The following is a 13712-nucleotide window of genomic DNA, read 5'->3' as shown; positions in this document are numbered from 1 at the left end:
CACAACTCCTAAACATTCACTAATTTTTACTTTTTACGGTTTGATTTTCATGACTATAGAAATATGCCCCCAACACAGTCACCAAAGGAACCGTTAGAATAATTCCTATAGATCCCGATATTCCTTGTATGACCTCTATCGCCATTAGATCACTATTGAAGATTTGAATATAAGGGTAATCAAAAACTCTAAATAGCACTAACATATTTAAAGATGCACCAGCAAATGCTAATATCAGCGTATTTGCCATTGTCCCCATTGCATCTCTTCCTATGTTAAGACCTGATTGAATCAGCTCTTTCATCGTAATGTGTGCATTTAACTCTTTTAGTTCTGCAATGGCTGCGGTAATAGTGATGGAAACATCCATTACAGCGCCAAGTGATGCGATTAATACGCCACTAACCAATAGACCGCTAATCCTTAAACCTTCATCTGCTGCTCTAAGTACAAGCTCCTCTGCTTCTGGCATATTAAATCCGTTGATCGGTGTCAGTTGTCCTGCAAGATATGCAATCATACCTGCGATTGTTACGCCGCCAATACACCCAATAACAGAAATATATGTCTTCTTTGAAAAACCATTTAGAACCAAATGAGAAACAAAAGTCGTTATCGCCACTAAAAATATCGCTGCAAGGATAGATGGAACCCCTTTTCGAATAAGTGGAATCAATAAAAACCAAATGCTTAAGATTGTAAAAGAAAGCCCAACAAGCGCTGCTAGCCCTTTCTTTCCACCAAATCCAATTAAACATCCTGCAAAAATCAAGATCAATATCCCCATCATAAAGGTTCGATTATAATTTAAAATTCCTACGACATATGGGGTTTGATCCTCTAAATAATCCATCCTGACGATAACTTTCGAGCCCTCTTTAAGATCGATATTCCCATAGGCAGCAAGATAATTGATCACTTCTAACTCATTATCTTTGTACTTCCCACTGTCCAAAGTTAGAACGACATATTGTGTTCCCAGCCTTAAGCCTTCTGTCCATGTGTCAGGACTCGCGTCATCGCTTATTAGCTCAGATACATGGGCTTTTTCAAACCATATTTTACTTGCAGCTGTGGCATATGTACCGTCTTGTGGCCAATTTGCCCATAGCAGTACACTTATATACAATAGTGAAAAAACTACAATGACTGCTATTTTGTTAATTACGCTTTTGTTTATGCTATTCGTTGAATATTTATTCATTTTTACCACCTTATTTGAGTATGTATGTTAACATAATCGTCATGCTGCAAATCTGATTATATGCATCCGTTGTTAATTTTGGATGCTATTTTTTTTAACTTCTGGTTACTTCTCTGTAAATTATAGGTCCAATAATAAAGATATATAAATTTTTCTATACTGTCAATGTCAGAAAATTCAATATATTCATTAAAATTTCATTAGAGAATATTTCTCAATTGCCAATTATTATGTTATTACTAAGTTATTTTGAATAATTATGAATTTATTTCATTCAATTCCACTTGAGAATTGTAAAAAAGTAATAACTTTCCTCATTATTTTTGCACCTCTTGAAAGCATTCTATGTAACTATTTGCTATGTGAACTATCTACAATTGCATTTGCTTCATTAACGTTACTTTGAATTTTGAGCATAAAAAAAGAGAGCTAAGCTCTCATTTAAGTGTTTTGTGGATATTGATGGATGACATGAAGACTATATGTGTTTTAGATGTTCATGGTTAATAATATAATTTGCATTATTTTGTTCTTTCAAGGCTAAAATAAATTATCTGTATAAAAACCAAATATACCTAAATCTCGCAAATATTTTACTCGCTGAAACTCGTTTATTGTATGCACATAACTTCTGACTCCTAACTTATTTAGTTCAGAGGCTATGTATGTGTTGGCTCGGGACTCAGCGAAAGTGACCCCAAAGAGTTTATGGGATTTAGCAAATACTACAACTTGCCAATCGGTTTTATAAATCTTGTAAAGAGAGTAGATGATATTTTTATATCCCATGGCTCTAACCTGATCATAATTGTCCATATCAAATATTTGAGGAATAAAACGATTGATATAATCTGGGTAAACATTTGATATATACGTTAGTAATTCTATGTTACCGTCTTTTGTATCTGTTATTACTTTGAAGTTAGGATTGGTTTCCATTAGATAAATTAAATCGTCTAAATCCATTTGCGTAATTTCAAATTTAGATGCTGCTTTTTTAAATCGATCCAATGTAAATGATCCATAAGGAATTTCAAAGTATTTACTTATATAGCTATAGTCATGACCAAGAACATATTTATTATCTTGAGTTTTAAGAAAATCGATTTCAAGGAGTAAATACTCTTTTTCTAAAGAATTCATAATTGCTTCGTGCGTGTTTGTAACTGTCAAATCTAAAATTTCGCCACCACCGTGAGCGATATACATGTTTTTCTCATAAGCGTCATCAGACACCACAGATGGATAATTTTCTTTATTACTTAAAATCGCCTGAAGTCTCTTGTTGTTATAGCTATCGAACCCTGACAATTCAGATTGATAAGACTTTATGATATTGTTAATGAATACTAATGCTTCAGCTTTGCTTACTTCAATCTTTGGGTAAAAATAATTATCCTCTTTACCTGTAATAATCTGATTTGTACGTGCTAAATAAACGGACGCTTTTGCCCATGAGCTTATGTCTGTATCATCAACAAAAATTTCATCCGTCGATTGATTCACTGCAATATGGTAAAGCTGATTGATTTTATCATAATAGCTTACCATTTGTTCTCTAGTCATTTTAGCATCCGGAGAAAATAACCCGCCACCAACACCAGTTGTTAGTCCTAAGGTGACAGCTTTTTTTACATAAATGTCGTTTGTATCACTAAATGGTTTATCTTTTATTGGTTCAATATATTCCCCACCGATAAGCTCACACACTCTAACTACAAGATAAATAAATTCTTGCCTTGAAATCGTATCCTCTAGATTGTCAAACATGGTTGACTTTAGAAAATGATAACTTTCAAGTTCTTCTACGCTACCAGCAGACCAGTTTAAATCTATTGCATATGCTTTAGTAGGATTTAATAGTGCCACCATGAGAAATAAAATTACTATGATCTTGATTTTACCAGCTCTATCTATAGCGAAAACCACCTTTCTAATTACTCTATCTCACCACTATAATATAACGTTTCAATTTGTGAAATCATTTTATCAATAGTAAATAGTTCTTTAAAACGCATTTGTGATGCGATTTTCATTTTAGAAATAATCGAAGGACTATCTAACAATAACTCAATTTTATCACAGGCTTCCCTTACGTCACCAAGTTTATATAAGTAGCCGTTATAACCACTCTTGATTACTTCATTATTTCCGATTACATCTGAAGCTAAAATCGGGCAATTTGACTGCATCGATTCAATCAAAGTATAAGGTAGCCCCTCATATAAAGAGGTTGAAAGAAATATATCAAAACGATCTAAAAAAGCCGGGATGTTAACCTGATGACCAACAAAGTAGACTTTATTTTCTAATTGATATTCTTTAACAAGTGCCATACACATATCATATAAAGAGCCGACACCAACCCATATAAACTTAACATCGTCACGTCTCTCGCATATTTCTTTAGCAATTTTGAGAAACTCTTCTGGGTTCTTTTGTTCATAAATTCTTGCTACACATCCGATTACATGAACCCCTTCAGGGATATAATCAAATGAAACTTTAGCAGGATGGTTTGATTTTTGAGGACCCAAAGCATTGTAAATCACTCTAAAATGATTGGGCTTTTGAATGTTATGATTAATAGCAAAGTGCTTTTCACCTCTTGAAACGTTTATGGTTAAAGTCGTAGCAAATCTCGCTAAAAATCGCTCAATTGACAAGTACAATAAATACTTCGAGGTTTGACTCTCCGGATTTTGAACGGCATAGGCATGTGGTGTATAATAAACTCTTTTAACGCGACATAATTTTGCTGCCACTCTTCCTACAACACCTGCTTTTGAACTATGGCAGTGTACGACGTCAGGTTTCGTGCGTTTAATAACTTTTATGATACGTTTGATTGCCTTTAAATCTTCAGAAAGCTTAATTTCACGCTTTAGCTCGGGAATTTCAACAAACTCAATTTCATTTTCCCATTTCTTTTTTATCCACTTAAATCTATAATCCATTCTAGAAGCGCCATGAGCAACCACTAAGTCAAATTTATCTTTATCTATATATTCTATGATGTCATCGACATGCTTGCCGACGCCATCCATAACCGTTTCGGCGATTATTAAGATCTTTACTTTATTGCCCATATGTTTTTACCTTCCTATTTTTCGTCAAAACATAGAATAACCCACACCCTACCAACACGCCTATACTATCGATTCCCACGTCAAAAATCTTAGGCGTTCTTCCAGGTATAAAGAGCTGATGAAACTCGTCAAATAAGCTATATAGGACGCCAAATAGGACTGCCCTCGTCAACGCACCTTTTATGTCATAGCTAAATAACAATGCATTCATAAGCAATAACGCTAAGATGAAATACTCTGTAAAGTGTGCCACTTTTCTCAGAACAATCATTTGAATTCTCGTGTGATCTTCTTCGTATGACGCCATTTTATCCTCAAAGGTGGCTTCCGAATTAATATTTCCTTTTGCTACATTTAGCACTTCTCCTGTCAGATACCACGATTTTACACCATTGAGATTTGACATTATGAAAATACCGAGTAAACATAGAATAACCAAAAGCCAACTTATTTTCTTAAAATACACTTTTCCCTTCTTTCTATATCCATTAATCCCTTTTAAGTGCTACGTCAGTTATTTTGTTTTGCAAAGCCATCGTTAATTTCTTCTGGTGTTTTGAAGGTTGGAACGATTTCCTTTAATTTTGTGGTTAGTTTGTTATTATCATTATAAAGTAACTTCAAATCTGCAAGCTGTGTACTCAATGAATCATAGGATTGGGACATCGGTTTTGCGACAAATATTTTGTCAATCTCAGTATCGCTTAAACCTTCTTCGGACATTAATAGCTCTTCATATAATTTCTCACCAGGTCTTAAGCCTGAGTACTCAATCTTGATGTCCTCATCTGGAATAAAACCAGACAATCTTATTAAATCTCTAGCAAGTGTATCTATCTTCACAGGGCTTCCCATATCTAGAACAAAAATTTCCCCACGCTTCGCCAATCCACCTGCTTGTATCACAAGCTGAACCGCTTCTGGTATCGTCATAAAGTACCTTATAATATCAGGATGCGTTACAGTTACAGGACCACCATTTTGAATTTGATTCTTAAAAAGAGGGATTACACTACCATTGCTTCCCAATACATTACCAAATCTGACTGCAGCATATTCTGTTGAAATCCCTTCGTTTTGAGAATAGCTTTGAACGATCATTTCACAGAGTCGTTTTGATGCGCCCATTACATTTGTAGGATTTACAGCCTTGTCCGTTGATATTAGAACAAATTTGCTAACATTGAACTGGTTGGATAATTCAACCATATTCTTTGTTCCAAAAACGTTGTTTTTAATTGCTTCTTCTGGAGAATCTTCCATTAGTGGTACATGTTTGTGTGCTGCAGCGTGGAAGACGACTTCTGGCTTTTCAGTTTCCATTATTTTGGCCATCCGATCACGATCACGAACAGAAGCGACTAACACCTTTAAGTTTAATTCTGAATTATTTCTTTTCAGTTCCTGTTGAATGTCATATGCATTGTTTTCATAAATATCGACTATGATTAGTGCAGATGGATTGTATACAGATATTTGTCTACACAATTCTGATCCGATTGAACCGCCACCACCAGTAATCATGACACGTTTTCCTCTTATATATCCACTGACAAATTCATTATTTAATTTAATTTGTTCTCTACCAAGCAAATCCTCTATTTCCACAGGTCTAATTTTTGATACTGTGACAGCACCGTCGATTAGATCGTGAACTCTTGGAAGAATGCTCACCATTGCCCCCGTTTCCTTAGCAGCATTGATTGCAAGTTTTCTTGATTCATCAGATGCTGAAGGAATGGCAATAATGATAGCTTGAATTTTTTCTTTGATTACTGTTTTATCTAAATCATTTCTACTTCCGTAGATTGGTAACCCGTGAAGCTTTTGGCCTTTCTTTGATGTATCATCATCGACAAATCCCACCGGCATGAAATCGCCATAACCTTTTGAATTTAGCTCTTTTAATACCATTACACCAGCTTGTCCAGCGCCGTAAATCAAAGTTCTTTTCTTTTGCTGATATTTAAGCACTTCCTTTGGACTTACATGAAAAAGCATTCTATAGGTAAACCTAGAACCTCCTATTAAAGCTATATCGAATATTAAAGCCAGCACCATAATGCTTCTCGGAATGACAATGTGATGAAACTCAGGCTGTCTCGACATAAGAAACAGCATCGCCATACTTAAGGACGAGCCAACAAGACAAGCTATAATCACATCGACGAGCTCAGTTATTCCAGCAAATCGCCACATTTTACTATACATTTTTAAAACTAACATAGTTAGATATTTAATTACTATGATTAGTGCTAAAACAAATATAATTGACTTAGTCCATGTAATGGTAACTTTAGTTATTTGATCAAACTTAACTGTATAAGCAAAAAAGAGTGATATTATAAAACAAAGTATGTCAAGTATAGAGAGTGTAGCTTTTTTTAATATCTTCTTATTCATTAATTCCACCTTTTTTCTAATCTAAATTGATACTGCCTATTGGCATTCTTGTATTACCAAGATTATCTATTTGTAACGACTTATATATCTTTTGATCATAATAATTTAAACCAAGTTCAAGTTGATATTTGCCTTTCGTTCTTGGAATTTCAAATGATACAACAAAGGTAGTATTTTCTTTTAATTCTTTTGTATCGAAAGGTTGGTCTATATCATATGCCTCATAGCCAAATGAATACCTTGATGAGTCGATATAATGTAGATCATTTGGATAACCTATAGCCCAAAATTTATAGCTAAATTCAATATCGCGCAATGCTATCATTTCTATCTCAATCAAGCACATTTCATTTTTCAACTCAGTTGTAATATTATTAATTTGAAATTGGTTTGAAATACTGAGTGGCATTTCTTCAAAATCAACTTTATTCTCATCCTGTTTTATGGCTTGCCAGTACAAATGATTAAAATTTGATTGAACTATCTTAGGTAGCAAGTAATGAAACTCTTTTAAAGACATTACTTTATCTGCAAATTGCACTTCCAAAGGCTTCACTAAAATTGAATTTAGAGTGTGACTAAGATTTTTATATTCTACTATTAATTTTGATCCACGGCTTAGATTATCAATATGATAAACAAAATCACCTTTTACTGACGGATAAATTTCAGTTAATATTAGTCTTTTGGAACCATCCTGTCTTATTTCATGTATGGATACATTAGCAACATCTTCAGCTTTGTCATCAGATATTCCATATATTGAACTTTTAAATGTAACTCCCCCATGGTGATCATCAAACACAACAGGAATTTCGTATTGATATGAATCCTTAACGGTCATATAACTCATTTCAACTTTTTCATTTATACAGGTAAATATTAACGCAGGCAACATAACTGCTAAAAGAACAGTCACCATATATTTTTTATTTAGCTTTGATAATAATGTATCGCTAGCAGCTCCTGTATTAAATGGCTTTAGTTTTACTTCTTTATTGCCAGCTATAAGTTGATTGAAATATGCAATCATTAAACCAACTAGAAACCACAAAAATCTTCTGTTTTCAACATTTAATACCGATGCTTGTATGCCTATTGCTACTGCAATAGAAAAAAACCAAGGAAATCTTTTAACAAAGGTATACTCAGATAACTCTTTCTTTTTTAGAATATAAGTTGCTTTTTTAATTAAAATTAAAATTGGCATACTATATAGTATTAACCCAATCAATCCAACCTCTGCAAATAAACCCATGTACGTATTATGAGGAATATCACCTCTTATCGGTAAAGATAAGGCCTTGAAATAATACTCTTTATTTAAATTAAAGTTGCCTCGACCAACACCAGTTAGTAAATGGTCTTTACCCATTTCAAATGCAACTTGAGTTAAATTAAAACGCACATCAAAACCATCAGAAAAATTAACTAATTTATAAATGATTCTGCTTGAAAACGTATCATGAAATACAAATGTATCCAAATTGACAACTGCTAAAAGAGATATCACTATAAACAAACCAATGATTACGATTTGCTTTCGATGATGTTTTAGGTTGAACAACATAAGCGTCGTTATTCCTAAAGTGAAACCAACTAAACCACCTCTTGAACCCGTCAAAATTAATGCTATTGCTGTTAAGCCTAACAGCAGACCTTGTAAAACCAATGCTTTTTTAGATAAACTCTCTTGATATTTTGCTCCAATATAAAAGAACATAATCGTTAAAAACATAGCCGCATGATTAGGATCTGTATCAGTTCCCATGTAATAAATCGCATAATTTGAGTTTGTTCCCATAATATTAATATTATTTTGAGCAAGAACAAATATAATTAACCCTAAAAAAATGAAGACCACTAATGAAATCTTCAATAATTTATTTACTTGCGTTTCGCTTATGTAGTTTAATGTGTTATATCCCACCCAAAAGTAAGCGATGCAAATCAGTGTTTTTATAACTTCTTCCAGAATCCCCATAATCCCCTGATTTACAACATTTCCACTATAAATGTTTAACACACCAGTAAACACAAGCCATACAACTAAGCCAATAAATATTGACATATATTTAAAGTTGTCCAAACGCTTATGTTTTATTGCATCAATTAATATTATCAAACCAACTATAGGTAAAAAGAGATCCGCAAATGTTGCATTAAATTTGGCTCCCTCACCTATATAGATAACTTTATTAATATTTATCGTTAATACCACTATAGAAAATAGAAGTCCTTGCCATCCCAACTTTTTAAGCATAATGATTCCTTTATTCTTTTTTTGATATAATTCTCATTATTTTAGAGAAAATTTCTCTCTTCAATTCATGTATTTCATTCACTTTCATAACTAGAGTACACGCAAAATAAACAATTATTCCTATAAAAATAGAGATTATCAGCGATAAGTTTGAACCTATAACGTTTGAAATGTATTGAAATACAAGCTTTGAAATTAGTCCCATAATAATAGACGACAGAAATATTTTCGTATATTCGACTTTTGAGCCCTTAAAAATACTACTCTTGAATTTTCGTTTAAAATCCTTTGCAAGCAATAAAGCACTTGAAATTGCAGAAATACTTGTTGCTAATGCAAGACCATTTAGTCCCCAAAATCTAGATAAAACTATATTCAATGTTATATTTACTATTACCGCAATTATTGCATTTTTAGTAGGCGTTTTAGAATCATTAACAGCGTAAAAACATCTTGTAATGATTTCTCTTATCCCTACAAAAATCATACCTATTGAGTAGAATAGTAGCGCCCCCGATGTTAAATTTACGGCTTCTAACCCAAATTCTCCTCTTAGAAATAACATTTCTACAATTTGATTACTAAATATCATTGCACCTATTGTTGCAGGCATTACAAATAGCATAACTAGATTTAGTGCTTTAACTGTTTCATTTTTTAAATCAGCAATATTATTTTCTGCTGCTAGTTTAGATATCTTTGGAAAAACTACAGTTGTAATTGCAATTACCAAAGTTCCATAGACAAACATATTTAATTTGTTTGCATAATTTAAAGCCGAAATACCACCTTCAACAATTGTTGAAGCTATTGTTCTATCAACTAATACGTTTATTTGGTTTACCGATATTCCAAGAATTAATGGTACTGCCAACCTAAGTGTTTGCATTAAATATTCATTTTTTATATCAACTTCAAATTTGTATTTATATCCATATTTTTTTGCTTTGCTTACTAGTAAGATTAACTGAAATAAAATAGAAATAACAGTTCCCCAAGCCAATAATCTAATATCAGAAAAAGAACTAACTAAAATGAAAACAGTTGCAATTATATTAACCGGAATATTAACGAATGAAGTATAGTTGTAATTGTTATTTGATTGAATATATCCATTAAAAACAAAGTTAATACTCGATAGGAAGATGCTTATTAGTGTAATTCTTGTAAACGTTATTGCAATGTTCATAACATCATTTGAAAACCCTGAAGCAAAAACTCTAATTAATTGCTCCGTAAATATAAAACTTAGAAAGTAAACAATTGCTGATAGTATTAATGCAAAATTGATTAAATTATTAGAGTACTTATTAGTCGTATATTGATCTTTTCCATTTTTATTAATTTTCATAAATAATGGAATAAATGAAGTTGAAATGGCAATCCCTACAAATGAAAAAACAACACTTGGTATTGTCATTGAAATAATATACGCATCACTAATATTTGATGCACCATACGCATATGATAAAGAAAGCTCTCTTAGCAATCCAGTTAGCTTAACTAAGATTGTAAAGATAAATAAAGAGAATACTGCTTTTTTCATTGTTTCCACCATATTTCATCTAGATTGTTTGCTGAGCGTTTTTTTACTTGATACTTTCGCTATATATATCGTTAAGCCATAAAAAACCCACATATTAATGTCATTCATAACAATAGCACCTAAAAATGAAGATGCAAAAAAGCCTGCAAATACTAATTTCGTAAAATATAATGGATGGCTGACATCTCCTTTTGTAAGGATTCGCTTAAAAAAATAACCATATATTATCACTGAAAAAATCACACCAAATATTAAGGCATATGACAAAGGAGAAAAGTGAGAGTAATGTCTATAAAAATTTTCAGCGACTTCTACTTTAACACCAAAACCTGAACCAAATATATATCGTAATGGCTTTTCACTTAAAAATCCAAGTATATTGATTATTTCCTCACTTCTTCCGCCAGTTGCGATATACATCGCATGCGGGTCTGAAAAGTCAAATTGAAAAACTAGTTTCACTCGATTTAGATATCTAGTAAAGTTCCATAGATAGAAAACTACTACAGCGATAAAAATTGATGACACTCCAATTATTTTTTTTGCTCTTTTAAATAACTTAGGATCAATTGACTTATTTCTAATTAGGTCATAAATAAATACTAATAATGCGAACATAACCATAACAAGAGAAGCTCTTTTTCCAGAAAGTACAATAAAAATTAACCCACTGAAAAATAATGGCCACTTCTTATTACCTAAATAATAAATCGAAGATATAATTAAACCTGTTGGCGCTATCGCTGGGTATCTTGCAAATCCTAAGGTTACAGACAACTGGAAAAAAATAATAATTAAAATGTTAGTAATATATGAAAATTTCATTATTTTATCAAATCTTACTAAACTTCTATCCTGCTCTGAGTGTTCTCCTAGATAATATCCAAATGACATGCCCAAGGTTGGTAGTACAATCGCAAACAAATGTGCAAATGTTTCTGACCTAATACCAAATTGATATAATCCATAAACCAGTGGAAAAATCGAGAAAATATAAAATACAATTGTCTCTCGAAAGATCTTCAGCTTACCGTTTAGCAATAAATACATCGCCATTATAGATAAGTTTGAAACAAAATATAGTTTAACTACAACTTCCAAAGGCGTTGCAGGAAATATAAACTTTAATACTGCAAATGCTACAAATCCAACTAAATACACAGGAAGCAGCATATAATATAGTTTTCTCATAATCATCCAATCTTATTATAATAATCACTTACATACAACTTAATAAATTCAATTATTTTACCACTTTCACTATTGTCAATATTCCTACTATTAATAAATTTTGCAGGGATAAGACCTTCAAGAATACTTTTGATAATATTCTCTTTATTTACAGATGTTAATTTCACTTCAATGTCTTCAAAAGCAATAAAATCCTTTCTTAGGATATTCTCACTTAAATTAGAGTAATAGTTACTCGTTTTAGTGAAGACACGTTTACCTCGTATGAGGGCTTCTAATCCAACTGAACCAGTATAAACATATACATTTTCAACCAACCGCAATAGCTCATTACTAGATTCGTAAGGATGAATCAAATTAACATTTGGATACTTCTTTAATTGTTTATAGAAGTTTAAATCTCTTTTCAAATACATTGCTGGATGTTCTTTAATTAGTATTTGAACCTTACTAGATGAGTTTTTAATTATTTCAAGAACAGAGCCTTCATATCTTGCACATTCAAAATCATCTGCCCAATAGTCAACTGTAGCTTCTGGTGTATAATGCAAAGGGAAATATATAGCATTATTTTCAACGGTAAGATCAGAAATCAAATCAAACTCTTTAATAATTTCTTTGCTTATAATATTTTTCTTCTTTATTCCTTTAAATATCAACGTATTGTAATGATAATTATATGGATCTCTGTCAGCTATTTTTTTTAGTGTAAATACTATCTGTTTTAGCCGTTCTTTATAGTAGTATTTTACACTTCCTGAATATGTTTTCTTCTTATTAAATTCAAAGTTTGGTGAATAATCATCTTTATCAATAGTTGAAAGTACCCTCTTAACCTCGTCGTCTGAAACTTCACGTTTAAAACAGGTCATTTCACCCTTTATAGAAAATCTTGAGTATCCATTAATAAAATGACTTACTAAAGAAACAAAAGGAATTTTTCTCTCAGAACAAATACGACTTAAAATATCTAAAGTATAATTGTCGACAAGCGCTCCAAAAAAAACGTGAAAGTCATTGGTATCAAACAATTTATTAAGATAAAAATAGCTTTTTTCAATTAGTTCAAATGATTTAGTTATCGGAAGGCTTCTCAGGAATCTACATCTATAATGTATGTCATTTAATATTTTAAAATCTAATATTTCACGATTCTCATTTTTATAAATGCCATCGCCAGTCCAAATACTTCCCACATTTCGAAATTCGCTTATCGTGACTATTTGGCTTTCTGGAAAGCATTCAGATACTATACTTTGATAATACTTATCATTCCATGGTCTAACATATAAACCAACTTTGCTTTTACACGTTACCATTTTTATCACCCTCAGCCATAATAAATTCTGCTATTCTAAAATCAAACAATGTATCTATATCAACACTCTTATGCTTTGCCATTATATATGCATATGTGTCATCGTTATAATAATTGCCATTTTGTTTAAGGGCTTCTAAATTAAAAATATAGATTGCTCCATTTGGTAGATAAGTTTTAACTGCTTCCTGCCTATTTAAGCTATTGTCAGCTCCAGTAAAAAAATCATTTAATTTACCTTCGGCAGAAATCGTTTTATACCAAGTAGGTGGATGTTCAGACTCTACAACAGAAATAACCGTATGCGCTTTTTTGCTATAAAAAAGCTCAACGGCTTTATCTATTTCGACAGCGTCTCTCAATGGTGAAGTTGGCAATAAAACCATAAAATCTTCAATCTCCATATCAAAATCCTGTTTTAGCTTATCAACAGTAAATAGATATGCATCAATCGCCTTAGAATTATCTCCCGCCAACTCCTGAGGTCTTAAAAACGGAACTTTAGCATTATACTTTTTTGAAATCTCTGCTATTTCTTTGTCATCAGTAGAAATAATAACCTCGCTTATATACTTTGAATTCAAAGCTGCTTCAATCGTATATGCAATCAATGGCTTACCACAGAGATCTCTTATGTTCTTACGAGGAAGACCTTTTGATCCTCCTCTTGCAGGTATTATTGCAATCATATTATCCTC

The 13712-nt window shown here is 32.1% G+C and carries 10 protein-coding genes; all 10 read right to left on the bottom strand.

The window, feature by feature from the left end; genetic code table 11:
* Positions 1-19: 19 nt before the first annotated feature.
* Entirely contained in the window at positions 20-1204 is a 1185-nt protein-coding gene (locus AC4PID_RS08745) for a YibE/F family protein (protein ID WP_492135187.1), read from the bottom strand.
* Positions 1205-1744: 540 nt separating this feature from the next.
* A complete protein-coding gene (locus tag AC4PID_RS08740; protein WP_492135186.1) occupies positions 1745-3076 on the bottom strand; it encodes an S-layer homology domain-containing protein in 1332 nt (443 codons plus the stop codon).
* Positions 3077-3141: 65 nt separating this feature from the next.
* On the bottom strand, positions 3142-4293 hold the full coding sequence (locus AC4PID_RS08735) for a glycosyltransferase family 4 protein (RefSeq protein ID WP_492135185.1): 1152 nt from the start codon (positions 4291-4293) through the stop codon (positions 3142-3144).
* Positions 4283-4699 (bottom strand): VanZ family protein, encoded by a 417-nt coding sequence (locus tag AC4PID_RS08730; protein ID WP_492135184.1) that lies wholly within the window; start codon positions 4697-4699, stop codon positions 4283-4285. Before AC4PID_RS08730 ends, AC4PID_RS08735 begins: the two co-directional genes overlap by 11 nt.
* Before the next feature lie 104 nt (positions 4700-4803).
* A complete protein-coding gene (locus AC4PID_RS08725; RefSeq protein WP_492135183.1) occupies positions 4804-6696 on the bottom strand; it encodes a polysaccharide biosynthesis protein in 1893 nt (630 codons plus the stop codon).
* A gap of 16 nt (positions 6697-6712) precedes the next feature.
* Positions 6713-8959, bottom strand: coding sequence for an O-antigen ligase family protein (locus tag AC4PID_RS08720; protein ID WP_492135182.1), 2247 nt, complete (start codon positions 8957-8959; stop codon positions 6713-6715).
* A gap of 10 nt (positions 8960-8969) precedes the next feature.
* Positions 8970-10505: a murein biosynthesis integral membrane protein MurJ gene (murJ, locus tag AC4PID_RS08715; protein ID WP_492135181.1), complete on the bottom strand. Its 1536-nt coding sequence runs from the start codon at positions 10503-10505 to the stop codon at positions 8970-8972.
* Positions 10506-10520: 15 nt separating this feature from the next.
* The gene (locus AC4PID_RS08710; RefSeq protein ID WP_492135180.1) at positions 10521-11696 is read right to left on the bottom strand and encodes a hypothetical protein; all 1176 of its coding nucleotides are present in this window, start codon (positions 11694-11696) and stop codon (positions 10521-10523) included.
* Positions 11697-11698: 2 nt separating this feature from the next.
* A complete protein-coding gene (locus AC4PID_RS08705) occupies positions 11699-13015 on the bottom strand; it encodes a capsular polysaccharide export protein, LipB/KpsS family (protein WP_492135179.1) in 1317 nt (438 codons plus the stop codon).
* Positions 13002-13703 (bottom strand): acylneuraminate cytidylyltransferase family protein, encoded by a 702-nt coding sequence (locus AC4PID_RS08700; protein WP_492135178.1) that lies wholly within the window; start codon positions 13701-13703, stop codon positions 13002-13004. Before AC4PID_RS08700 ends, AC4PID_RS08705 begins: the two co-directional genes overlap by 14 nt.
* Between the last annotated feature and the right edge of the window lie 9 nt (positions 13704-13712).

The organism is Fusibacter sp. QWL-12 (genome assembly GCF_058683495.1).
This window is presented reverse-complemented; position numbering and strand designations above follow the sequence as displayed.

What these genes read in the sequence shown, in the direction of transcription:
- AC4PID_RS08725 (WP_492135183.1), bottom strand. Translation starts at nt 6,696, where the DNA reads ATGAATAAGAAGATATTAAAAAAAGCTACACTCTCTATACTTGACATA.
- AC4PID_RS08730 (WP_492135184.1), bottom strand. Translation starts at nt 4,699, where the DNA reads ATGTCAAATCTCAATGGTGTAAAATCGTGGTATCTGACAGGAGAAGTG.
- AC4PID_RS08745 (WP_492135187.1), bottom strand. Translation starts at nt 1,204, where the DNA reads ATGAATAAATATTCAACGAATAGCATAAACAAAAGCGTAATTAACAAA.
- AC4PID_RS08710 (WP_492135180.1), bottom strand. Translation starts at nt 11,696, where the DNA reads ATGAGAAAACTATATTATATGCTGCTTCCTGTGTATTTAGTTGGATTT.
- AC4PID_RS08735 (WP_492135185.1), bottom strand. Translation starts at nt 4,293, where the DNA reads ATGGGCAATAAAGTAAAGATCTTAATAATCGCCGAAACGGTTATGGAT.
- AC4PID_RS08740 (WP_492135186.1), bottom strand. Translation starts at nt 3,076, where the DNA reads ATGGTGGCACTATTAAATCCTACTAAAGCATATGCAATAGATTTAAAC.
- AC4PID_RS08720 (WP_492135182.1), bottom strand. Translation starts at nt 8,959, where the DNA reads ATGCTTAAAAAGTTGGGATGGCAAGGACTTCTATTTTCTATAGTGGTA.
- murJ (WP_492135181.1), bottom strand. Translation starts at nt 10,505, where the DNA reads ATGAAAAAAGCAGTATTCTCTTTATTTATCTTTACAATCTTAGTTAAG.
- AC4PID_RS08700 (WP_492135178.1), bottom strand. Translation starts at nt 13,703, where the DNA reads ATGATTGCAATAATACCTGCAAGAGGAGGATCAAAAGGTCTTCCTCGT.
- AC4PID_RS08705 (WP_492135179.1), bottom strand. Translation starts at nt 13,015, where the DNA reads ATGGTAACGTGTAAAAGCAAAGTTGGTTTATATGTTAGACCATGGAAT.